The following is a 22092-nucleotide window of genomic DNA, read 5'->3' as shown; positions in this document are numbered from 1 at the left end:
ATAGATTGCTCGCATATGATTTATGCCACCAACCTATCTCTTACCCCTCTTTTCGGGGAATTGCGGGGCAGTCTTGCGAAAGATTCGACACTTAATCGATCAAGACTAGGAGAAGTAGATGGCAAACCGTGGTCCGCACGACCATGAAGAGTCCCACACAGGGGATTCCGACACCTCTCTCGCTCACTCCACTGGGGAAACTCACCCAACTGGGGACAAGGGCCATAAACCGCGCAACCAAGTCCGCGCCATCGTCGGCAGCTACAAGGCCGAAACCGGCGACGATGTCGGCGCAGACGAGGTGGCCGCGCCCAAGCCCAATTGGCCGGTCTTTATCATTTCCGGTGTCCTGATTATCGCCATGGCCCTGTATGCGGGCTTTGGCAAAGAATCCGCGGCGAATACCCTCGCCAGCGTCACCGGATGGATCGGCACGAACCTGGGATGGTTCTACGTCCTGACCGCCACCATCGCCGTGGTCTTCGTCCTCTACATCGCCTTTTCCAATACCGGCAGCATCCGCATGGGCCCGGACCACTCCCGGCCCAAATTCAATACCTTCTCGTGGGTATCCATGCTCTTTGCCGCCGGCATCGGCGTGGACCTCATGTTCTTCGCCGTGGCCGAGCCGGTCACGATGTACATGGACCCGCCGGTGGGCGATGGCGAAACCATGGAGGCCGCAAAAGAAGCCGTGGTCTATGCCATGTTCCACTACGGCCTTACCGGCTGGGCGCTCTATGCGCTAATGGGCATGGCCTTTGGTTACTTCGCCTACCGCCTGAATATGCCGTTGGCTATCCGCTCGGCGCTGTACCCGCTCATCGGCAAGCGCGTGCATGGGCCCATTGGTTCGGCGGTGGACATTGCCGCCATGCTGGGCACCGTCTTTGGCGTTACCGCATCCCTGGGCATCGGCGTGGTGCAGCTGTCCTACGGGTTCCACCTCATCTTCGGCATCGAGCAAGGACTGGGGCTGCAATCAGGGCTCATCATTATCGCGGTCGCCATTGCGACGTTGTCTGCCGTATCCGGTGTGGATAAAGGCATTCGCTTCCTCTCCGAGCTCAATGTCTACCTGGCCATCGCGCTGATGATCTACGTCGTGGTCTTTGGCAAGACCGCCTACCTTTTCGACGCCATCGTCACCAATATCGGTGACTACGTCTCCAAGTTCCCCTCCTGGACGCTGGAGACCTTCGCCTTTGCTGAGGACCAAGCCAGCGTGGATACCTGGATGCAGTCCTGGACCCTCTTCTTCTGGGCCTGGTGGATTGCCTGGGCAACCTTCGTCGGCCTATTCCTGGCCCGCATTTCCCGCGGCCGCACGCTGCGCCAGTTCATCCTGGGCACGCTGACCTTCCCCTTCCTGTTCATCTTGATGTGGATGTCCTTCTTTGGCAATACCGCCCTGGACATGGTGCGCTCCGGTGACTATCCGGAATTTGCAGAAAACGCCATCAACGTTCCGGAGCAGGGTTTCTACGACATGCTCCAGGAATTCCCTGGCTCCGCCATCGTCATCTTCCTGACCACCTTCATCGGCCTGCTGCTGTATATCACCTCGGCCGACTCCGGTGCGCTGGTCATGTCGAACTTCACTTCCCGCATCACGGATAACCGGCAAGATGGCGCCCGGTGGCTGCGCATTTTCTGGTCCATCACCGTCGGCGCGCTCACCTTGGCGTTGCTACAGCTCGATGGCATTGCCACCGTGCAGTCTGCAACCGTGGTCATGGGCCTACCCTTCGCGTTCGTGGTCTACCTCATCATGTTCTCGCTCTGGAAGTCGCTGCGCCTGGAAATCCTCCAGCGTGAGGCCCGGAAAACCGCGTTGCACGGCGCCATCAGCAGCCGCACCGAGCGCGAGCCGAGCGATTCCAACCTGTGGAAGAACCGCCTGGACCGCGCCAATTCCTTCCCCACCAAACAGGACATGGATGACTACCTGCGGGGAACCGCCACCTACGCCCTCGAGCAGGTGGCCACGCAAATGCGCACCCGCGGCTATGACGCCATCTTGCTCACCAGTGAGCTTCCCGATGCCGAATTGCCCCAGCTCGATCTCGAAGTCCGGCTGCACAACGAGCGCCAATTCCGCTACCAGCTCTTCCCTGTTTCCGCGGAGCGCCCGGACTTCTGCGAGGGCGACGGCGAGTACTACCGCCTTGAGGTCTACGACATGACCGGTTCGCTGGGCTATGACGTCTACGGCTACTCCGAAAACCAGATCATCAATAACGTGCTGGACCTGTACGAGCGCCACCTGGCATTCCTCTACATGCAGCAAAGCCAGCCGGGCGATTCCGATGTCTCCGATGGCGCCGAGCCGGAACGCACCTGGCGCGAAGATAGTTAAACTGGCGGGCGATACCGCCGCAATTAGAGAAAGGTTGCTTGCACTTTGAGCACCCAGAACACCTTGTTCGATCCCACGACCACCGAATTGCTCCAGGGCGTGCACTCCGGTGATGCCCCGAAGTCGCTCTTCATCAACGGCCAGTGGGAGGCCGCCCAGGATGGCGAGACCCGCACCATTGTCTGCCCTGCCGATGGCTCTACCGTCGGCGTCGTCTCCGAGGCATCCGAGGCAGATACCCTGCGTGCCATCCAGGTTGCACGTGAAACATTCGATAAGGGCGAGTGGGCCGCAACGCCGTCCGCCGAGCGCGGCAAGATTGTCATCCGCCTGGCGGATTTCATCCGGGAACACAAGGAACTTTTTGCCCAAGCCGAATCCGCGGATACCGGCAAGCGCTACGAGGAATCCCTGGGCGATATGGACGATATTGCCAATGCTTTCGAGTACTTCGGCACCTTGGCCCAGCACCAAGCCGGCCGCGTGGTCGACCCGCAAGATCCCAACCTGCGCTCGCGCATCGACGCCGAGCCGGTGGGCGTCTGCGGCCTGATTACCCCGTGGAACTACCCGCTGCTGCAGGTGTCCTGGAAGGTGGGCCCAGCCCTTGCTGCCGGCAATACCTTCGTGCTCAAGCAGGCGGAGCTGACTCCGCACACCGCCATGCTGCTCATGGCGGCGCTGAAGGAATGCGGCCTGCCGGATGGCGTGGGCAACCTCATCACCGGCGCCGGCGCCAACTGCGGCAATCCGCTCTCCCAGCACCCCGACGTGGACATGGTCTCCTTCACCGGCGGCCTTATCACCGGCAAGCTGATTGCAAAGAACGCGGCAGAGACCGTCAAGCGCACCGCGCTGGAGCTCGGCGGCAAGAACCCGAACGTCATCTTCGCCGATGCCAACTTCGACGTCGCCGTGGATAACGCGCTCAACGGCGCCTTCTTCCACTCCGGCCAGGTCTGCTCCGCTGGCTCGCGCATCGTAGTGGAAGAGTCCCTGCACGATAAATTCGTTGCCGCACTGGTCGAGCGCGCCGAGAAGATCAAGATCGGTGGCCCCACCGATGAGAAGGCCGAGACCGGCCCGCTCATTTCGGCCGATCACCGCGAGAAGGTAGCAGCCTACGTGGACAAGGCCCGCGAACAAGGCGCCAAGATCCTCACCGGCGGCCGCGCCGCCACCAGCGAGGACACCAACGGCCAGCACGGCACCGGCACCACGGATCTGGGCCAGGGCGTGTACTACCTGCCCACGATTATCGATGGCGCTACCCGCGAGATGGACTGCGTCCACGACGAGGCCTTCGGTCCGACCGTGACCATCGAGACCTTCACCACTGAGGAGGAGGCCATCGAGATCGCAAACGATACCGAGTATGGCCTGGCCGGCGCGGTGTACACCTCCGATGCCGGCCGCGCCGAGCGCGTTGCCCGCGCCCTGCGCCACGGCACCATTTGGATCAATGATTTCCACCCGTACCTGCCGCAGGCGGAATGGGGCGGCTACAAGCAGTCCGGTAATGGCCGCGAGCTGGGCCCCACCGGCCTTGCCGAATACCAAGAGCACAAGCACGTGTACCAGAACCTGGCCCCTGCCGCATGGGATCAGTTCGGTCTGCAATAAGGCGCAAAAAATTATAAAGCCTAAGGCCCCTCGCTCATTGATGAGCCTGCGGGGCCTTAAAAACTATTCATTAACCCATTTTGCTGCTGTGTAATTCATCTCGATCACCGCGTTGGCAACTATAATCATGGCCTGTACTTGGCCAAATCTATTTTTTAGGATCTCTAATGAAAGATCTCAGCACCCTCGAATTAGAAATAGAGAACCCCAAAACACGAGCACTCCTCTCCGAAGTTATTAATTGCTATCATGCAGGCGCCCACCGTGCCTCACTAGTTTCGCTGTGGATCACAGTTGCCGTAGACCTTATCCATAAACTTCGATATCTGGCAGATACTGGCGATAATGAAGTGCGCAAGCACTTGGAAGGCTATGACACTGCTATTAGCAGATAAAAACGTCACCCGAGCTCAAGAGTTCGAAAGGACACTCCTCAAGAAGTGCGAAGAAGAATTTAATCTTCTAACCCACCGGGAAAGAGAGGAACTCCAAAGGCTTAAGACAGATCGAGATTTGTGCGCTCATCCTGGCTTCATCGAGAATGATAAACTGTTTGAACCCGACGGAGAACTAGTACGCTCTCATATTATCGCCGCACATCGTGCAACATTCTCTCATCCACCGATAGCGGGTAAGGCTCAACTCGAACTATTCAAAAAAGAAATCTTAAGCGACGGTTGGCCCGACGATGAAGACTACTTTGTTGACCGTTTCTACCGGCATTCCACAAAATCGACACAACTGAATCTTTGCAAGCTCTTGATCAAGTGGAGCTTAAAATCCACTGCGGAGCTACCAGAGAAAGATCCGAGGGTAGGTTCACGGGCACGGTCATCAGCTTGTAGCCTGAGCACTGCAGCACCCGGTGATTTCGAAAGAGCTCTTAACAGCGTTCTTGCTAACTGGGAGAAAAGCGGAAAGCTAGATGACGCCACTCTTATTCGTGCTGTCGGGGCATACGGCTCACAGCAGACTTTTTGGGATACTATCCCGGGAACCGCCGAAAAACGTCTATCAACGGTAATCTCCGCAGCTAAAGACTCCGATCTCTTTTCAAAAGGTTACTTAGCTGGCGACCCTCCGCTCAAACAGAAATTTAGGGACCGCAGATCTCAACTAATCGACAATCTGGAAGCAAAGCAACTAGCTACATTACATAATTTAACTTCCGATCGTGAATCTTTAATTCAACGGGCTTTAGTGCTGGTCAGGGAATCTTGCAGTTTTCGTGATGCCGAGGCGAATCTTCGCGCTTTGGAACTTTTTGCTAAAGATTTAAAAAAGGATCATATAGAGACACTATTTCAGGCAATAAAGAACAATAAATACGATCAGGTTCGTCTAGCGGCGAGAACCGAAACAATTCTTATCAGCATCATTAAACAACAAGAAAATATAGATGCGTCACTGGATAATTGGAAGTCAATTGTCAACTGGCTTAGCGAACGTGGCTCAGAAGATTCAAATGATGACTACTTGTACTTAGATCTGTCAAAAGCCCTCAAGGATTTGAGTCACTAGTGACCGAGCATAACAGGCAGAGTAGTTTTGAAGTGAAACTCATCTAAACTCAGAAAACTTCACAAGCTTAATCATCCAAGCTTGGTTCCATGTACTAAGTAAAATTTGAGGCTTCGTAATTTATTTGAAAATCGCGAGCGCTTAATCCGTTTTCGCGATGTTCATCCTCGCATGTCACTCCAAGTCGACGGAACACATCAGCTAAGTAATTTTCGTTGTTCAAATCCTATTTGACTGCTTCTCGTGCAAGTTTGCACTGCTACTTAAACGCTCCAAACCTTTGGTGAACTTTCAAGAAAATTTTCAAAACTCTATAAATATTTGTCGCACAATATCGAGAACTCAGGTTCCTTTTCTCTCTTCTTCTAACTTACTTGTCGTTACAAAGGGATCGTCATTTACACTCCGGAGTATCAAAGGTTCGATGCTCGAAAGCAAGGCAGCCTAGCTTTGCGTGCGCGGCTTGATGGTCATCGTATCCACGTTGACGTGGGCCGGTTGGGCAGCAACCCAGCGGATGGCCTCGGCAATATCCTCTGCCACGAGGTTGAGCTGGCCGTCATACACCTTGGCCGCGCGTTTCTCATCGCCCTTGAAGCGCACCAAGGAAAAGTCCGTGGCCACGCGGCCAGGATCGATCTCGGTAACGCGCACATCGTGGTTTTCTAGGCGCAGCGCGCGAGAAATCACGCGCACGCCGTGCTTCGCGGTGTTATAGCCTGAACCGCCTTCGTACACCGTCCAGCCGGCAATGGAACCGACATTAATAATCAGCCCGGAAAGATCCGGCACCCGCTCTAACTTGGGCATGAGCGCCTGAATCATGCGCACGGTGCCGAGCACGTTGGTCTCGTACATCCACTGCCAGTCCTCAATGGAGGTATCGACAAGCGGCTCCAAGCCCTTGGCACCGCCGGCGTTATTGACCAAAAGATCTACGCGGTCGAGGTGGGAGACGAACTTGGAAACAGAAACATCGGAGGTAACGTCCAGCTCATAGGCCTCGCCACCGATTTCATTGGCAAGCTGCTGCAGGCGGTCTGTGCGGCGAGCTCCCACCACGACGTGCCAACCGTCCTTGGCCAAAGAGCGCGCGGTGGCCTCCCCAATACCAGAGGAGGCACCGGTTACTACTGCTACTTTCTTTTCAGTCATGCACCCCATGCTACGCAGCGCGCAGCACGGTGCAGGGCTTTTTCTACTGGAGTGCGTCCTCGAGCTCAGAAAGCAGGGAATTTGCGCGCTCGTAGGAGTCATCGCTGGGGCGGAATTCGCCGTCGTTCCAATCGGTAAAGATATTAAAGTCCAGCTGGTTGCGCAGCTGTGGCATGGAGAAGTTAGCCACGACATTGCGCCATGCCTCGACCGCGCGCACGCCGCCGACGGAACCATAGCCCACGAAGGCCACCGGCTTGCCCGCCCATTCCGCGCCGAGCGAGTCGTAAGCATTCTTGAACGCACCGGGCACGGAGTGGTTGTACTCCGGGGTCACGAAGACGAAGCCATCGCAGGCATCGACGGCCTTGGACCATTCCTGCACGTTGGCGTCATCGTACTGCTTATTCGCCGCACCCGGAACAACCTCGCTGGTGAGGATGGGGATATTGAACTTCTTGAGCTCCAACAGCTGGTACTCCACGCCATTCTCACGGCCTTGGGCGAGGTCGTTGACCCACTCGCCTACTGCCTGGCCTGCCGCCTTATCGCGGGTGGAACCGATGATGATGCCAATTCGGGACATAAGAAAAACCTCTTTTCTTCAACCTTTATGTAACCCGCCCTAGCCTACCGCGCTCGCCGAAACTTGTCTGATGGTGATATTGATTCTGCCTTCTTGCAGCCCGCATCCCTCCGGCAGCGTGCCATCATTTACCCGCACCACCCCGTGGTAGGCAAAGCGCTTCGGCCCGCCAAAGACCACCAAATCACCCGAGCACAGGGTCACATCGTCCCAGGGCTTGGTGCGATTTTCGGTATGGCCTATGCGGAAGAGGGCCTCATCCCCAATCGAAAGCGAAATCACGGGCGCGGGCGATTCCTCAGAGTCATCTACGTGCATGCCCATCGCCGAGCCGGGCGGATAATAATTCACCAGCGCCATCTCCGGCACGAAGTTATCCACCCATGGTTCCAGCTCCGGGGCAATCTGGGCCGCCTGTCGCAGCGCCGCCGGGGCCAATTCCCGCAGGCTATCCGGTACCGGCGGCACCCGCGTGCCTTCCATATTGTCCACGTACCGGTAGCTGGGATAATGCCAATACCGGCCAAGATGCAGCTGAAATACGCTCATCTGCCCACCCGATTTCAGCCGCGGCTGCACCATCGCCATCGGCGTATGCGCATACGCGCGAGCGATCTCCCGTGTCTCTTCTACCAGGGCCTTTTGCTTGCCGATGCCCACCCATCCCGGCACGTGCCCCACGCCCGGCGCGACGTACGCATTCGGCCGCGGCAGCGAATCAAAAAGCATGCCTCCACCCTAACCGCTAATCGGTTAGGCCACGCGCCCTCTACAATGGCCACCATGGATGAACAGAAGCTGCACGACCTGCAACGCTACGGCACTTGGGAGCGAATGACCGGTGGGCAGTGGCATCTGCCGGGCATGGGGGACATCGATAAGGAGCACCAGCGCACCTTTGGGTTGATTGGGCAGTTCAACGATCTGCACAACACCGATAAGGAGCAGGCGCAGGCAATCTTGCGGGAGATCTTGCCGGAGGAATCACACGTGCCGGGGGCGCACGCGCCGCTGAATATGGAATACGGTTGCAATATCGTCTGTGGGGAAGGCGTCTTCATCAACTTTGGCAGCAGCATATTGGCCCAGGCCAAGGTCACATTCGGGGACCGCGTGCTGATTGGGCACAATTGCTCGTTTATTACGGTGGGCCACCCCGTTAACGATCACGCGATGCGCGAGGGCGGGTGGGAAATCGCCCACCCCATCACCGTGGGGCGCAATACGTGGTTTGGGGCCAATGCCACCGTCATGCCGGGGGTTACCATTGGTGAAAACTGCGTTATTGGTGCCGGCACGCTGGTGACCAAGGATATCCCGGATAATTCGCTGGTCCTGGGCACGCCCGGCCGCGTGGTGCGCACGCTGGACGGCGATGAGGATTCGTGGGAGCGCAAGGATTTGGACGGCCCCGTGGAAGGTTTTGGGGCCGCCAACTAAATGTTCGATCTCGCCAGCATCGGCGCGGGGCTGCCCGTAGCCGAGACCATCGATTCGCTGCCTCGCACCGGAAACGTCGTCATTCAGGCACCGCCCGGCACGGGTAAAACCACGCTCGTGCCACCAGCACTAGCCAATCATTCCGCAGGGCGCGGCAAGGTCATCGTCACCGCCCCGCGCCGCGTGGCCGTGCGCGCGGCCGCCCAGCGCTTGAGCACCCTCAGCGGCACCCCGGAGAAGGTCGGTTTCGCCATCCGCGGCGAATCCCGCACGGGAAGCGAGGTCGAATTCGTCACCCCGGGCGTGCTGCTGCGCCGCCTGCTAAAGGATCCGGAGCTCGAGGGCGTGGCCGCCGTAGCCATCGATGAGGTCCACGAGCGCCAGCTGGATACGGATCTGGTGCTCGGCATGTGCCTAGAACTGGCCGAGCTGCGCGAGGACTTCCGCGTCATCGCCATGTCCGCCACGGTAGACGCACAGCGCTTTTCCCAGCTCATGGGCGCGCCCGTCCACACCACCGAGGCGGTGACCTATCCCCTGGATATCCAGTACGCGCCGCAGCCGGGGCGCGCGGCGGGATCGCGGGAGTTTTACGGGGGCATCGCCAAGCAAGCGGCCCGCCAACACGAATCCACGCTGGTCTTCGTGCCCGGCGTGCGCGAGGTCAACCTGGTGTGCGAGGAGCTGCAGGGCCATAATGTTTTCCCGCTGCACGGCAAGCAGACCACCGCGGAGCAGGATGCCGCGCTTTATACCGATGAGCAGCGCATTGTGGTGGCGACATCCATCGCAGAGTCTTCGCTGACGGTGCCTGGCGTGCGCGTGGTGGTAGATGCGGGGCTGGCCCGCGTTCCCCGGCGCGATGCGCAGCGCGGTATGTCCGGTTTGGTAACGGTCTCCACGTCGAAGTCGAGCGCGGACCAGCGCGCGGGCCGTGCCGGGCGTGAGGCGCCAGGTACGGTCATTCGTTGCTATTCCCAGGACGATTACCAACACTTTTCCCCGCACACCACTCCGGAGATCCTGTCCGCGGATCTCACGCAGGCTGCGCTGTTTTTGGATTGTTGGGGCGCGGGCCCGGATTTCCCGCTGCTCGATCCGCCGCCCGCCCAGGCCCTTGCGGCCGCGCGCGCCACCCTCGAGCGCATTGGCGCGACGCAGAAGCTCGCCCTCCTGCCCACCGATCCCCGCCTCGGCGCGGCCCTTATCCGGCACGGCAGCCAGGCGGCGCCCACCATCGCCGCGCTTGCCGATGCCCCCACCAATACCACCGATCTCACCCGCCGCCCCGCACCGCAGAAGGAAGTCAAGCGCCTGTCCCGCCTGGTGGAGGATCTCGGCCCCGCAGACCCCGGCGAGGTCGTCGCCACCGCCTATCCCGAGCAGGTGGCCAAGCGCGTGGGTGAAGACTATCTGCTGGCCAGCGGCACTCGCGCCCGGCTGCTGGATAACTCCGGGCTGGCAGGCTCGCCGTGGCTCGCCATCGCGGAGGTCACCCTCTCCAATGCCGGAAACCCCATCATCCGCACCGCCGCGCGCATCGCAGAATCCGCCGCGCTGGATGCCATCGGCGTGACCGAAGAAACTCGCGCCTTCCTGCGTGGGGGCCGCGTGCGCGGGGTCAAGGTCCGGGCGGCCGGGGCGATTGTGTTGTCCGAAACCCCGGTCAAGGTCACTGGCGATGCCGCTGCGCAAGCCCTAGCCGCCGGCATCCGCGAAGAGGGCCTGGGCTTATTTACCTTCAGCGAGAAGGCCCAGAGCTTAAAAGATAGGCTCCGCCACCTGCACGCGCACTACGGCGATCCGTGGCCGGATGTCGATACCGCCGATCCCGCCGAGTGGCTCGGGCCCGAGCTGCACCAGATTGCCGCGGGAACCCCCACCGCCAAGATAGACATGTACCCCGCCCTGCAGCGCCTGCTCCCCTGGCCCGAAGCCACCCGCTTAGACGAGCTCGCACCTCAGCGCCTCCCAGTGCCCTCCGGCCGCGATGCCAAAATCGACTGGTCGGGCGAGCGCCCCGTGGTCCACATCAAGTTGCAGGAGTGCTTCGGCCTGGCCGAATCTCCGGAGTACTGCGGCAACCGCGTGCAATTTCACTTGCTCTCCCCCGCCGGCCGCCCGCTGGCGGTCACCGATGATCTTGCTAGCTTCTGGTCCGGCCCCTACGCCGGGGTGCGCGCCGATATGCGCGGACGCTACCCCAAGCACCCGTGGCCCGAGGATCCGTGGAATGCCATCGCCACCGCGCGGACCAAGAACCGGATGTAGCCTAACCCCACTGCTGCCAGGATAAATAGCAGCTCATGACCACTACCAAGGTAAGCAGGGCATAGCGGATAAACTTCGTCCCGCCGCTGAGCACCGTCCGCGCGCCCACCTGGGCGCCGAGGATATTGGCGGCGGCCAACGCGATACCAAGGGTCCACCACACGTGGCCGCCAAGGATAAAGGTCACCAGCGCGCCAAGGTTCGTGGCGGTATTGACCACCTTGGCCATCGCCGCGGATTTTAAGAAGTTCTGGGAGAAGATAAAGGTAAAGGCCATGATCAGGAACATGCCGGTTCCCGGGCCAAAGATGCCGTCATAAAAGGAGATGGCCGCGACCGCCACAAGCCCCGCCCAGGTGCGCCATCCGCCGCGGATGCCGGGTGACTCGGTGGTGCCGAAGCTCGGCTTAAAGGTCACGAAGACGCCCACCACCACTAACAGCACGATAATGAGCGGGCGCATGATGTCGCTATTTAGATTCGCCGCCACACTCGCGCCCAGCCCGGCGCACACGAGGGCGATGAGGGCGTAGCGAACGAGCTCTCCTGCCGGCGGGCCCACCCTGCGCGCCAAGGTCACGGCCGCCGATGCCGTGCCCGATACCGCCGCGAGCTTGTTGGTGGCCAGCGCCGTTGCCGGTGCCAGCCCCGGCACGACGGCAAGCAATAGCGGAATAAGCACGAGGCCTCCCCCGCCAATGACCGCGTCGATCCAGCCTGCCCCCGCCGCTCCCATAAGGAGCACCGCCCACTGCGCCACGTCGATATCCATGAGGAGATCATAAACCCCGCGGCGGGGAGGTCTAGACTCGATCGAGGACGAGCAGAAGATGGGAGAATACGTGGCTAAACGGCACTGGGGAATAAGCGTAGACACCCACACCATCCTGCGGTGGGGCATCGTCGTCCCCGTCTCCATCCTCTTGGGCTGGCTTTTTAGCATGTGGCACGTGCCGGCCGCGTGGATTTTGGCCGCGATCATCGCCTCTGGAGCCATGGCCCTTATCACCGGCGAAGACCTCAAGGTCAACCGCAAATTTTATGGTCTATCGCGCGGATTCATCGGCATCATGGCCGCGCTGCCGCTAACGGTGGTCTCCTTTGGCCAATTGGTGGGATACCTGCCGGCGGCCATAACCATGTCCTTTGTCACCATCGCGCTGGGCATCTTCTGCGGCGTCATGCTGCACCGCCAGCAGCCACGGGACGTCTCCTCCGAAACCGGCATCCTGTCCATGCTCCCCGGGGGTGCCTCGCTCATGCCCGCGCTTGCCGATGAACTCGGTGCCGACTACCGCTACGTCGCGCTCACCCAATACCTGCGGTTATTGATCGTTTCCGTATCCCTTCCCGCCGTCGTGACCTTCCTCGATACGCCTGCAGGAAGGGGCGGTGACTTAAGGCTGGAGGCGGAAACCACCTGGTGGATCATCGCACTAGTGCTCGTTATCGCGCTGGTCGGCGAAAGCCTTGGCAAATTCCTGCACCTGCCCGCCGCTGCGGTCCTCGGCCCGCTGATCTTGACGGTGCTGGCCTCGTTCTTCCTGCCGGAGGGCCATACGTTAGAGCCGATCTATGCCTTTAAGGTCATCGCCTTTTTATCCATCGGTTGGGTCTGCGGCGGCGGGCTGTCTCTCCCATCGCTCAAGGCCTTTGCTAAGCAGCTTCCCGCGACGATTCTTTTTATCGCCGCGGTCCTCGGCCTGTGTGCGGCCACGGCGTGGCCGCTGATGCACTGGCTCAATATCAGCTACTTCGAGGCCTACCTAGCTACTAGCCCCGGCGCGCTAGAGACCGTGCTCGCGCTCTCCGCGGAAGGCGGGGCTGGCCCCGTGGTTATCGCGGTGCAGCTTACCCGCCTCATCGCGGTGCTGGTCATTGCGGGGTACCTGCCGCAGCTCATTAGGGCCGTCGGCAAGTTTGCTAAAAGGCGCTAGCCGGCGCGTTTAGTTATTTAGCACGGCCTCGCGCAGCACCGACATGGGCACCGAGCCAAGAGCCAAGGCCTCGGAGTGGAATTCGCGGGCGCTCATGTCCTGCTCCTCGGCGGCGGCGCGGGTTTCTTGCCACAGGCGCTGGCCCAAGGCATAGGACGGGGCCTGGCCCGGCCAACCCAGGTAGCGGTTGACCTCAAAGTTGAGGTTCGCATCATCCATGGCGGTGTTTTCGCGCATGTAGGTCTTCACGTGGGCCTTATCCCACGCGCCGGATACGGTGCAGTCCGGTAGCTTCTTGCCCAGGTGCAATCCGATGTCCACCACGACGCGGGCCGCGCGCAGGCGCTGGGCATCGAGCAGCCCCATCCGCACGCCAGGATCGTCCATGTAACCCAGCTCGGCCATGAGCTGCTCGGCGTATAGGGCCCAGCCCTCGCCGTGGCCGGAGTTCCAGGTCACCGCGCGGCGCCACAGGTTCAGATCCTCTTGTACCAGGGCAGAACCCAGCTGCAGGTGGTGGCCCGGTACGCCCTCATGGTGCACGGTGGTCAGCTCCTGCCAGGTGTGGAAGGTGTCTTGGCCCTCCGGCACGGACCACCACATGCGGCCCGGGCGCGAGAAGTCATCGCTCGGCGGGGTGTAGAAGATGCCACCGGTACCCGCTGGGTCGATGCGGCACTCGATCTCTTCGACTTCTTCCGGAATGTCGAATTCCTTGCCGTTGAGCTCGGCGATGACCGCATCGGCCTTGCTCTGTATCCACTCCACCAAGGCATCAGTACCGCGCAGGGTATAGCGCTCCTCGTGGTTCAGCTTGCGCATGGCAGAGCGCACCGAGCACTCCGGGCCATAAAGCTCGTGCGCGATCTTTTCCTGTTCCCCGCGCAGGTAGCGCACCTGGTCAAGGCCCCATTCATAGGCCTCGTCCAAGTCCACGGAATCGCCAACGAAAAGCTTGGAAAAGCGCTCGTAGCGCTCGCGGCCCACCGCGTCCTTATTAGAGGACTGCGGCTGCAGATCATTAGACAGCCAATCCGAGAACTCGCCAAAGGCCTCCTTGGCATTCTTCACCTCGGCGGAGTCGGGGGCGAGGCCGAGGCCCTCGAGCATGGAATCGGCATCGGCAAGCCGCTCGCACTGCACAATGACCTCAGAGATCTGGCGGTGCGGTGCCACCATGCCGTGGGAGGCCGCTTCCTTCAGGGACTCGCGGTAGCCATCGAGGGAGCCCTTGACCTTGGACAGACGGGAGCGAATGGCCTCGCGGTCCTCCTGGGTCTCCTGCGGCATAAGCAGCAGGGAATCCCGGATGGTCTGCACGGGCGAGGCAATATTATTAAGGCTGCGAATATCCTCGCCGTGGTGGTGCAAATCCAGATCTAAGCAGAGACGATCCCGCAAGACGGCGGCGGTGACATAATCCACGTCATCAAAGTCATCCTCATCATCGGATTCATCGGTGGTGTCATCCAAGGCATCCAGATCCGCAACCATATCGCGGGTGCGATCAGCGACAGCCTCAAAATAATCGGGGGAAAAATCCTGCAATTCGCCTTCAAAACCGTCAATGCCCCACGCGGTTGCATCTGTTGGGGATAGTTCGGCTAGGTCGTGAACGAAGTTATCGCACGAAGCGTCCAGTAGAGAGGGCTGGCGCTTAGCGGTCTGCTCAGAACTCATAAGAGGGAAGTCTAACCCTTTATCTTGTTGATAGGCCACCCAGCCCCACCCAAATGTTGCAAACTTGTTAGCTAATCGTTGTTCCACTTCGTGCCTGGGTAGTGCCACTGGGCAAAACCATCCAGCACGGCCGCGGGATTTTCCTCTATGAACAGCGCTTTTACAAAGCGGGGCAGGATGAAGCCCGCCTCGGCCATGGCGGCATACATGTCATAAAAGGGCTGCCAAAAGCCCTCCACGTCAACCAAGCCAACGGGCCCGCGAATGCTGCCCAGCTGTTGTTGGGTCAGTACCTCTGTTACTTCCTCCAACGTGCCCACGCCGCCGGGCAAACAGATAAAGGCGTCCGCCAGCTGCTCCATCCGGGTTTTCCGCTCGGCCATAGAATCCACTACCTCGAGGCGGGTCAAACCTGGATGGGAAATCTCTAAATCCACCAAGGATTGCGGCATGACGCCAGTGACGGTGCCGCCAGCCTGCAGGCAGGAATTGGCCACCTCGCGCATGAGGCCGATATTTCCGCCGCCATAGACCAAGTTCAGCCCGCGACGGGCAAGCTCGCCGCCCAAGTGTTGTGCCGCTGCGCTATAGGCGGGCGAATTGCCCACGGCAGAGCCGCAATAAACCGCTACTGATCTCATGCGCCCCAGCATAGGGAATTTTTGGCCTACCTCCACCTTTAGACCATTCGGTACATACACCTATGAATAGATTAGACAAAGCAGTCTGTGACACATATACTTTCTTTCATGATCAAACCTGGCCCCGTGTTCACCCGCCCCCGTACACCGGCTGCTAAGTGCCTTCACCTGGTGCGCCTGAACCCGATCATTACCCGTAGTGAGCTGGTAGAAGCCACCGGACTCTCCCAGCCCACCATTACCCGCGCTACCACCGCGCTCCTCAACGCAGGACTCATCCAAGAGCGCACCGACCTCACCCAATCCCAGGGCCGAGGCCGCCCTACGGTCCCCCTCGAGGCCGCGGATAATAACTGGGTGCTCGGCGGCATCGCCGTCGGCACCTCCGAGACCTATATCGGCCTCTATGACATCAAGGGCCGCACCATTTCGGAGGAAGAGATTGCCACTCCTGTCGCCCGCCTGACGGAGGAAGACTTTCTTGAACACATCATGGCCGGCATCAACCGCATGATGACGGGCCTGGATCGCCGCCTCGTGGCCTTGGGGATTACCACCTCGGGCACTGTGGACGAAGAGGGCCTGGTCACGGCGGATAATCTGGGATGGCACGGCGTGGATATCGCGGAGCGCTTGCGCTTCCAATTTAGCGTTCCCGTGGTGGTTACCTCCGCCATTTCCGCCATTTTGGGCTCGGAGACGCAGGCCGCCGAGATTGGTACGAACGAGCGCGTGCTCCTGCTCTTCGCGGATGATTCTTTAGGATCGGCGCTATCCGCCGATGACGAGGTAAATTCCATCATCCCACTGCCACAAACCCGCTCTGACCTACTGGGGCACGGCGCTTCCGAACACCTCTTGGCCACCCAGTCCATCCTGGAGGCCGTGCGCCGGCACGGCATCGAGGTCAACACCCTGCCCGAGGTCGCGACCATCGCCGAATCCAATTCAGCCGTGCGCGCCATTTTGGATGAGCGCGCCCGCCAGCTGGGCCAGATTACGGCGGAGATGGTCCGCGAATACTCGCCGAAAACCGTGGTCATTGCCGGCGGGGCCTTTACCGGCGATTCCCGCGCGCCCCAGCTTTTTGCCTCCACCGTCCGCGATTCCACCTCGGATGAACTGGAACTGCGCATGATCCCAAGCCACAAAGAAATCGTGCGCGCCGTCGCCCGTACCGTGGCTACCGATCAGCTATTGCGCGAACCATTGGAGCTGGGCCGCTCACTCCAGACCGCGTAAAACCTCGCGCGCGGAGTCGATCCCGGTAAACAGGTGGGCTTGCAACCCGCAATAAGTGGCGCCCTCGATGTAGTCGATGCGGTCATCGAAAAAATGCGTGTCCTTGGGCTGCGCCGCTAGCGCGTCTACCGCCACTCGGTAGGCCTCTGGGTGCGGCTTGGCCACCCCGATATCGCAGCTCAACGTTACCGCCGCGCACTCTGCCAACCACGGGTGCTGCGCGCGCACCTGTTTCGCCAAGGTCGTGGGGATATTGGATAAAATCCCCACGCTAAAGCCCTCCCCGATGAGCCCTCTGACCAGCGCTACCACCTCTGGGTCCGCCTCAAGCAGGTACTGGTTCTCGCAGGCCACGGCCCCAGCGCAGTCAATGGGCCCCATTCCCGCGCGGGCGGCTATCTCATTCCAGTAGTGACTATCACTAAAAATTCCGGCATCGTAATCCGGCCGGAAATAGTTATAGGCCTCCCAGAAGGCCTCCGGGTTCGCAGGCTCGAGGAAGCGCTCTAGTTCAGCGTGCGCTTCCGGCGTGGCGGGGCGCAGCAGCACGCCGTATAGATCAAACAGCAACTTCGGCATAATGCGTCCAGTTTATGCGCGCCTAGTAGCTTGGGTCTGCACGGCCACAATCCCTACCGCGGTGCCGGCGATAAAAATCACCAGCGCCAGCGTCGCCTGCGCCATCGGCAAAACGATGAGCACGGCCAGCGAAGCCAAAATCAGCATTCCACTCAGGGAATATAGGGAGCGGTTGACCAGCCCGCGCTTACCGATGACCCCACACGCCAGCATCACCACCCCCGCAAACGGGCTCAGCATAAGCGCTGCGGTGGTCAAAAAGATGCCGAGGGTGACGTGGCTTGAGATGACCGCAGCCCCAATGATGAGGCTTAATGCCAATACCGCCAGGGTGGCGGAGAGGGTTGTTTTGAGGTGTCCAGACATACGTCAATCCTCCCACAGCAGCGCAGTGCCATGGGAGGATTGATTTAAATCTTGATGTGTTTGTTATTCACAACTTAGGAGTTGCGGTTAGCCAAACGGGAATCGATGCGCAGCAGGCCAGCGCCATCGTTGCCCACCAGCTTGATCTGGTCGATGATCTCAGAAACGGTGTCCTCTTCCTCGATCTGCTCAGCCAAGAACCAGTCAATGAGCTGACGGGAGTCCAGGTCCTGGATGTCAAGGGCAACGCGGGCGATCTCGCGGATCTGCTCGGAGACCTTCTGCTCGTGTGCCAAGGAAGCCTCGAACGCATCCAGCGGGGTGGCAGCCTTGATGGAGCCAACCGGGATATCGTTGAGCTCTACGCGGTAGCCGCGTGCCAAGAGGTGATCCGCAAGCTTCTGTGCGTGAACGCGCTCTTCGCCAGCCTGAGCCATGAACCAATCGCGCATGCCCGGGAAGGACAGGTTGTCCATCTCGTAGGCCAGCTGGGTGTAGACCATAGCGGCGCCGTGCTCGTTAATGACCTGATTGTTTAGCAGGGTTTGCAGCTTCTCATCCATTGCTAAATCCTTTCTGTAGGAATCAATTAATTGGTTGTAGGCACTACAATACCCAAATAAAATCTCCCGTCTAGCAAGGCATGCTTAATCAAACCCGCACCTCAGGGGCATTTTTCAGATTGGATCACCTAAGTTAGTTAAGACAAAGCTGCTCCACGGCCCGAAGTTAATATCGCCTAATAGTTCGAGGTCATCGCCCTAAACGGCCAACCTCGCCGCGCTAGCCCACTCCATCCGACCCCCTACAGCCAGTACGCCCCCGCATATCAGATTTGCAATGTGATATTAATCACCCAGTTGCCCACTCAGGCGTTCTAGGCGCTGCGCGCTCGCCCCATCGAGGCCCCGAAACTCCACCTCAATGCCGCGATCCGCGTACTTTTTCTGCACCGCATCCAGCGTCGCCACCGTCGAGGCATCCCAGACCTCGGCATCGGAAAGGTCCACCACCACGAAGTCCGTATCGAGCGTGTAATCGAAGGCGTAGACCAAATCATTCGAGGAGGCGAAGAAGAGCTGGCCATGCACCACGTAGGTATATCCATCTACCAACTCAACCTCCACGAGGTGTGCCACCCGGCGGGCAAAGCCAACCGATGCCGCCACCACGCCTAATACCACACCCACCGCGAGGTTATGCGTAGCCAGCGTGCCCGCGACCGTCAGCAGCATGACGAGGATTTCAGAAAGCGGCATCAACTTCAGCGTGCGCGGGCGGATGGAATGCCAATTCACCGTCGTCGCCGCCACGAGGATCATCACCGCGACCAGCGCGGCCATCGGAATGCGGCCTACGGCCTCGCCAAAAAGCAGGCACAGCACGAGGAGGAAGGCGCCGGCGAGGAACGTCGACAAGCGCGTGCGCGCCTGGGATACCTTGACGCCGATCATCGTCTGGCCAATCATCGCGCACACGCCCATACCGCCAATGGCTGCGGCCAATATATTGCCAATGCCCTGGCCAAAGGACTCGCGGGTCTTATCGGAATGGGTATCCGTGATGTCATCGACAAGCTTTGCCGTTAGCAGCGATTCCATCAGGCCCACCAGCGCCATCCCAAAGGCGTAGGGCGCAATTACCTGCAGGGTCTCCAGGTTCCACGGAATATCCGGAATGAAAAGGCCCGGCAGCGTCGTGGGCAGCTCGCCCTGGTCCGCCACATCCGGCACCTTCCACCCCGCCGCGACGGCGATGAGGCTTACCACCACGATGGTCACTAGCGGCGCCGGAATTACCTGGGTAAACCGCGGCAAAACGATCATGATGGCTAGGCCTATAGCCACCAGCACGTAGACCATCCAGGGGACATCGATAAGGTGCGGCAGCTGCGCGGTAAACATCATAATTCCCAGCGCATTGACGAATCCGGTCATCACCGAACGCGGGATAAAGCGCATGAGCTTGGCGATGCCCACCCACGCCAACAGCACCTGGATGATACCGGCCGCAAGCACCGCCGCCACCACGTAATCATGCCCATATTCGTGCGCGAGCGGGGCCACCACCAGGGCTACCGCGCCCGCCGCCGCGGAAATCATGGCGGGCCGCCCGCCGGTAAAGGCGATGGCCATCGCCATAATCACCGAAGAATACAGCCCCACCCGCGGGTCGAGGCCGGCGAGAATGGAAAAGCTTAAAACTTCCGGGATCAAAGCAAGCGCCACCGCCAGTCCGCCAAGGACCTCCTTGCGCAAACGCGCAGGTGAGGAAAATGCAAAGCGGAAACTGGCGATGACGCCGGTGGGTGCAGGCTGCTCGTTAATCACGCCTGCACATATTAGTAGCTACTACGAGCCTTCCTGAAAGGAGCCATCCGCCGTGATCACCGGCAGCACCGACCAGGCAAAGTTGATCCACTTATCCGTCTTCTTCCACGAATAATCCGGCTCAAAGATGGTCTTCGGCTTGGTATAGACCACAGCGGAACGCACCTCATCGGCGGTTTCTTCCAAAAAGTTCACCACTAGATCCAGGGTCTTGCCGGAATCGGCCACGTCATCAACGACGAGCACCTTCTTACCCTTAAGGGAATCCGTATCCAACTGCGGGGACAAGATGATCGGCTCATCCAAGGTCTGGCCAATATCGGTGTAGAACTCCACGTTGATAGCGCCCATGGCCTTGACCCCGATGGCATAACCAATGGCACCGGCTGGGATCAGTCCGCCGCGGGCAACACCCACGATCAAGTCAGGAAACCAACCGGATTCCACGATTTGCTCCGAAAGATTCCGGCTCGCTTCGCCGAAGACTTCCCAGGTGAGGTTCTCCCGGTCCGGGTGGATCCAATTCTCAGTCACGATTGCGCGGCTCCTTTTGCGTCATGGGCTTTCTTTGTAGTTTAACTAGCGATACCTACCAAGGGAAAGCAGCTACCGGAAAGGAACCTCTCCCAACGTGCGCCGCAGCTTGCGCGTGCGCAGGCGCTCCGGGTTTTCTGCCAACTGTTCCACCGCGCGCACCGCGCACATGACGTGGGCTTCCTTGGAGTTGGAATAAAACGCCTGGGCCTGCGCCGGCAGCTTCGGCACGGCGTGCAGTGGCAGATCCGATACGGATAGCAGCGTGCCATAGGGCACGCGGTAGCGGTACCCATTTGCCGCCAAGGCGCACGATTCCATGTCCACCGCCACCGCGGTAGAAGTGCGCAACCACTCCCACAGATCCCGGCTGGTGCGCCACTCCCAATCGCGGTCATCGGTCGATAGCACCGTGCCGGTGCGCATGAGCGAATTATCGCTGCCGTAGACCTCATCCACGGCCGCCTCCAGCATGCGCTGAACCTCTGGAATAGCCGGAATTGGCGTGGAAGAAACCACCTGCCGGTCCAAAATGTGGTCGTGGCGCTCGTAGGCATTGCCCAAGATCAGGTCACCGATGCGCATGCGCCCATCCATGCCGGCGCAGTGACCAATCATGATCCAGGCCTCCGGCCGCAGCACGGCCAAGCAGTCTGTAATGGTCTTCGCATTCGAAGGCCCCACCCCGATATTGATCATCGTGATTCCATCGCCACCTGCGGTAATGAGATCGAACCGGGGCATCTGAAAGCGCGAGGTCAGCGTCAGCCCATCCAGGTCGAGGTCCACCGCATCATTGGGGTGAATGGTCTCCCCATTGGGCAATACGAGCGCCGTATATCGCGAATCTTCCTTGGTCAGCTCGCGCAGGCCAAATTTCACGAATTCCGTGGTGTGCATCGCGTAATTGGTAAACAGGATGTATTTCTGCACCGTATCGACCTCGATGCCGGTGTAGTGCTCAATGCGCGCACAGGCAATATCGAAACGCTGCGCCCCGAAGTGAAAGAGCGGCTTTTCCCCGCCGTGAAAGGCGTCCCACTCGCCATCAATAATCGCATCGTTGACCTCATCCAAGGTCGGGCGCGGGATGGGACCGCGCTCCTGCGGCGCCGCCGGGGCATCCTTGATGTATTCCGGCGGGATGCGCTCATCCGATTGGCCGACGAAGATATCGCACGGATAGTTATTAGTCAGCCGCGTCAGCTGCTCGTGCAAGTACTCCCGGATGATGTGCGGCTTGGAGACGACCGCAGAATACTTGCCAGCCTCGTCCACATAGCCAAAGGGCTCGGAGCGGTCAATCGGCTGCCATTTACGAATCTCCACTGTCACCTTGGGATAGACCACGTGGCGATAATCATCGAGGGTGCCGGAGGCAAGGGCCTCGCGCCCCAACACACACGAGGTTTCATAATGTTCAATTAAGCGAGTCACCGCTTCATCTACGGAGTGGACATGCTGCAGATCGGTCATACCGGCGAGTTTAGCGGGGACCGAGCAGCACGGCAGCGGAGTCTTTTCTACCCTGAATCCTAAACGCCCACTTGGTATCGTTAGCTCTATGCCTGCCACTAATATTGGGGTGGAGCTTTTTGCCGCCACCCGTGAATTTCCCGTTGATCTTCCCATTCCCCCGCATGAGGATGAAGCACCCGCCGCCTGCTTCGACGACTAACCCTCCCGAGGCATAAACGAAGGCCCGCCGACTGCGCATCGGCGGGCCCTCTCCCCATGACTAATCTCTGGCACTTAGCGGCAAGGAGTGGAGCGCCCTACGCCGTAAGCACCGCCCGTGATTAGGCAAGCCTAAGTTTACAAAGATTGT

The 22092-nt window shown here is 59.7% G+C and carries 20 protein-coding genes; 8 read left to right on the top strand and 12 right to left on the bottom strand.

Annotated elements, in window-relative coordinates; all coding sequences use genetic code 11:
- Window positions 1–118: 118 nt before the first annotated feature.
- The 4 genes from betT to ACLI1O_RS00490 all read left to right on the top strand — a co-directional run bounded on the left by betT (window position 119) and on the right by ACLI1O_RS00490 (window position 5503).
- The gene (gene betT / locus ACLI1O_RS00505) at window positions 119–2359 is read left to right on the top strand and encodes a choline BCCT transporter BetT (RefSeq protein WP_239275737.1); all 2241 of its coding nucleotides are present in this window, start codon (window positions 119–121) and stop codon (window positions 2357–2359) included.
- Window positions 2360–2404: 45 nt separating this feature from the next.
- Window positions 2405–3982 carry an aldehyde dehydrogenase family protein gene (locus ACLI1O_RS00500; RefSeq protein WP_239269666.1) on the top strand — a complete coding sequence of 526 codons (1578 nt, stop codon included), beginning with the start codon at window positions 2405–2407 and terminating at the stop codon, window positions 3980–3982.
- A gap of 167 nt (window positions 3983–4149) precedes the next feature.
- Entirely contained in the window at window positions 4150–4377 is a 228-nt protein-coding gene (locus ACLI1O_RS00495; protein WP_411706893.1) for a hypothetical protein, read from the top strand.
- Entirely contained in the window at window positions 4355–5503 is a 1149-nt protein-coding gene (locus ACLI1O_RS00490; RefSeq protein ID WP_411706892.1) for a hypothetical protein, read from the top strand. The genes ACLI1O_RS00495 and ACLI1O_RS00490 overlap by 23 nt, the downstream gene beginning before the upstream one ends.
- Window positions 5504–5947: 444 nt before the next feature.
- On the opposite strand, the gene ACLI1O_RS00485 is transcribed toward ACLI1O_RS00490, so the two are convergent.
- Genes ACLI1O_RS00485 through ACLI1O_RS00475 form a run of 3 tightly spaced genes read right to left on the bottom strand, consistent with a single transcriptional unit; the run spans window position 5948 to window position 7973 of the window.
- Window positions 5948–6667: an SDR family oxidoreductase gene (locus ACLI1O_RS00485; protein WP_237792272.1), complete on the bottom strand. Its 720-nt coding sequence runs from the start codon at window positions 6665–6667 to the stop codon at window positions 5948–5950.
- Window positions 6668–6701: 34 nt separating this feature from the next.
- The gene (locus tag ACLI1O_RS00480; RefSeq protein WP_284772148.1) at window positions 6702–7244 is read right to left on the bottom strand and encodes an NADPH-dependent FMN reductase; all 543 of its coding nucleotides are present in this window, start codon (window positions 7242–7244) and stop codon (window positions 6702–6704) included.
- Window positions 7245–7283: 39 nt separating this feature from the next.
- Window positions 7284–7973: an alpha-ketoglutarate-dependent dioxygenase AlkB family protein gene (locus tag ACLI1O_RS00475; protein ID WP_239269669.1), complete on the bottom strand. Its 690-nt coding sequence runs from the start codon at window positions 7971–7973 to the stop codon at window positions 7284–7286.
- A gap of 45 nt (window positions 7974–8018) precedes the next feature.
- Here ACLI1O_RS00475 and ACLI1O_RS00470 point away from each other — a divergent pair, with 45 nt between their 5' ends.
- Together ACLI1O_RS00470 and ACLI1O_RS00465 are read left to right on the top strand one after the other, a co-directional pair.
- Complete coding sequence (locus ACLI1O_RS00470) at window positions 8019–8684, top strand: sugar O-acetyltransferase (RefSeq protein ID WP_411706891.1); 666 nt, start codon at window positions 8019–8021, stop codon at window positions 8682–8684.
- The gene (locus ACLI1O_RS00465) at window positions 8685–10955 is read left to right on the top strand and encodes an ATP-dependent RNA helicase (RefSeq protein ID WP_411706890.1); all 2271 of its coding nucleotides are present in this window, start codon (window positions 8685–8687) and stop codon (window positions 10953–10955) included.
- Between the two features lies 1 nt (window position 10956).
- Here the strand turns inward: ACLI1O_RS00465 and ACLI1O_RS00460 are convergent, their stop codons facing one another.
- A complete protein-coding gene (locus ACLI1O_RS00460) occupies window positions 10957–11727 on the bottom strand; it encodes a TSUP family transporter (protein ID WP_239269672.1) in 771 nt (256 codons plus the stop codon).
- Window positions 11728–11785: 58 nt separating this feature from the next.
- Between ACLI1O_RS00460 and ACLI1O_RS00455 the strand changes: the two genes are divergently transcribed.
- On the top strand, window positions 11786–12892 hold the full coding sequence (locus ACLI1O_RS00455) for an AbrB family transcriptional regulator (protein ID WP_239269673.1): 1107 nt from the start codon (window positions 11786–11788) through the stop codon (window positions 12890–12892).
- Window positions 12893–12901: 9 nt separating this feature from the next.
- Here ACLI1O_RS00455 and ACLI1O_RS00450 read toward each other — a convergent pair whose 3' ends face one another.
- Both ACLI1O_RS00450 and ACLI1O_RS00445 read right to left on the bottom strand, forming a co-directional pair.
- A complete protein-coding gene (locus tag ACLI1O_RS00450) occupies window positions 12902–14572 on the bottom strand; it encodes a DUF885 domain-containing protein (protein ID WP_239269674.1) in 1671 nt (556 codons plus the stop codon).
- A 71-nt stretch (window positions 14573–14643) separates the two neighbouring features.
- Entirely contained in the window at window positions 14644–15213 is a 570-nt protein-coding gene (locus ACLI1O_RS00445) for a TIGR00730 family Rossman fold protein (protein WP_239269675.1), read from the bottom strand.
- A gap of 108 nt (window positions 15214–15321) precedes the next feature.
- On the opposite strand from ACLI1O_RS00445, the gene ACLI1O_RS00440 reads away from it, so the two are divergent.
- The gene (locus ACLI1O_RS00440) at window positions 15322–16455 is read left to right on the top strand and encodes an ROK family transcriptional regulator (RefSeq protein ID WP_239269676.1); all 1134 of its coding nucleotides are present in this window, start codon (window positions 15322–15324) and stop codon (window positions 16453–16455) included.
- Here ACLI1O_RS00440 and ACLI1O_RS00435 read toward each other — a convergent pair.
- From ACLI1O_RS00435 to amn, 6 genes are all read right to left on the bottom strand, one after another.
- Entirely contained in the window at window positions 16438–17034 is a 597-nt protein-coding gene (locus ACLI1O_RS00435) for an HAD-IA family hydrolase (protein WP_239269677.1), read from the bottom strand. The two genes, ACLI1O_RS00440 and ACLI1O_RS00435, sit on opposite strands and share 18 nt — an antisense overlap.
- 12 nt (window positions 17035–17046) lie before the next feature.
- Window positions 17047–17400 carry a hypothetical protein gene (locus tag ACLI1O_RS00430; RefSeq protein ID WP_239269678.1) on the bottom strand — a complete coding sequence of 118 codons (354 nt, stop codon included), beginning with the start codon at window positions 17398–17400 and terminating at the stop codon, window positions 17047–17049.
- Window positions 17401–17474: 74 nt separating this feature from the next.
- Window positions 17475–17963: a ferritin gene (locus tag ACLI1O_RS00425; protein WP_023016464.1), complete on the bottom strand. Its 489-nt coding sequence runs from the start codon at window positions 17961–17963 to the stop codon at window positions 17475–17477.
- A 285-nt stretch (window positions 17964–18248) separates the two neighbouring features.
- Entirely contained in the window at window positions 18249–19730 is a 1482-nt protein-coding gene (locus ACLI1O_RS00420; RefSeq protein WP_239275735.1) for a SulP family inorganic anion transporter, read from the bottom strand.
- 21 nt (window positions 19731–19751) lie between these two features.
- The gene (locus ACLI1O_RS00415; RefSeq protein ID WP_005276176.1) at window positions 19752–20264 is read right to left on the bottom strand and encodes a phosphoribosyltransferase; all 513 of its coding nucleotides are present in this window, start codon (window positions 20262–20264) and stop codon (window positions 19752–19754) included.
- Window positions 20265–20336: 72 nt separating this feature from the next.
- A complete protein-coding gene (amn, locus tag ACLI1O_RS00410) occupies window positions 20337–21740 on the bottom strand; it encodes an AMP nucleosidase (protein WP_239269680.1) in 1404 nt (467 codons plus the stop codon).
- Window positions 21741–22092: the final 352 nt, after the last annotated feature.

Source organism: Corynebacterium sp. LaCa78 (genome assembly GCF_046717505.1).
In the GTDB taxonomy this organism is placed as follows: domain Bacteria; phylum Actinomycetota; class Actinomycetes; order Mycobacteriales; family Mycobacteriaceae; genus Corynebacterium.
This window is presented reverse-complemented; position numbering and strand designations above follow the sequence as displayed.

What these genes read in the sequence shown, in the direction of transcription:
- ACLI1O_RS00470 (WP_411706891.1), top strand. Translation starts at nt 8,019, where the DNA reads ATGGCCACCATGGATGAACAGAAGCTGCACGACCTGCAACGCTACGGC.
- betT (WP_239275737.1), top strand. Translation starts at nt 119, where the DNA reads ATGGCAAACCGTGGTCCGCACGACCATGAAGAGTCCCACACAGGGGAT.
- ACLI1O_RS00495 (WP_411706893.1), top strand. Translation starts at nt 4,150, where the DNA reads ATGAAAGATCTCAGCACCCTCGAATTAGAAATAGAGAACCCCAAAACA.
- ACLI1O_RS00430 (WP_239269678.1), bottom strand. Translation starts at nt 17,400, where the DNA reads ATGTCTGGACACCTCAAAACAACCCTCTCCGCCACCCTGGCGGTATTG.
- ACLI1O_RS00440 (WP_239269676.1), top strand. Translation starts at nt 15,322, where the DNA reads ATGATCAAACCTGGCCCCGTGTTCACCCGCCCCCGTACACCGGCTGCT.
- ACLI1O_RS00460 (WP_239269672.1), bottom strand. Translation starts at nt 11,727, where the DNA reads ATGGATATCGACGTGGCGCAGTGGGCGGTGCTCCTTATGGGAGCGGCG.
- ACLI1O_RS00455 (WP_239269673.1), top strand. Translation starts at nt 11,786, where the DNA reads ATGGGAGAATACGTGGCTAAACGGCACTGGGGAATAAGCGTAGACACC.
- ACLI1O_RS00465 (WP_411706890.1), top strand. Translation starts at nt 8,685, where the DNA reads ATGTTCGATCTCGCCAGCATCGGCGCGGGGCTGCCCGTAGCCGAGACC.
- ACLI1O_RS00450 (WP_239269674.1), bottom strand. Translation starts at nt 14,572, where the DNA reads ATGAGTTCTGAGCAGACCGCTAAGCGCCAGCCCTCTCTACTGGACGCT.
- ACLI1O_RS00435 (WP_239269677.1), bottom strand. Translation starts at nt 17,034, where the DNA reads ATGCCGAAGTTGCTGTTTGATCTATACGGCGTGCTGCTGCGCCCCGCC.
- ACLI1O_RS00425 (WP_023016464.1), bottom strand. Translation starts at nt 17,963, where the DNA reads ATGGATGAGAAGCTGCAAACCCTGCTAAACAATCAGGTCATTAACGAG.
- amn (WP_239269680.1), bottom strand. Translation starts at nt 21,740, where the DNA reads ATGACCGATCTGCAGCATGTCCACTCCGTAGATGAAGCGGTGACTCGC.
- ACLI1O_RS00485 (WP_237792272.1), bottom strand. Translation starts at nt 6,667, where the DNA reads ATGGGGTGCATGACTGAAAAGAAAGTAGCAGTAGTAACCGGTGCCTCC.
- ACLI1O_RS00475 (WP_239269669.1), bottom strand. Translation starts at nt 7,973, where the DNA reads ATGCTTTTTGATTCGCTGCCGCGGCCGAATGCGTACGTCGCGCCGGGC.
- ACLI1O_RS00480 (WP_284772148.1), bottom strand. Translation starts at nt 7,244, where the DNA reads ATGTCCCGAATTGGCATCATCATCGGTTCCACCCGCGATAAGGCGGCA.
- ACLI1O_RS00490 (WP_411706892.1), top strand. Translation starts at nt 4,355, where the DNA reads ATGACACTGCTATTAGCAGATAAAAACGTCACCCGAGCTCAAGAGTTC.
- ACLI1O_RS00445 (WP_239269675.1), bottom strand. Translation starts at nt 15,213, where the DNA reads ATGAGATCAGTAGCGGTTTATTGCGGCTCTGCCGTGGGCAATTCGCCC.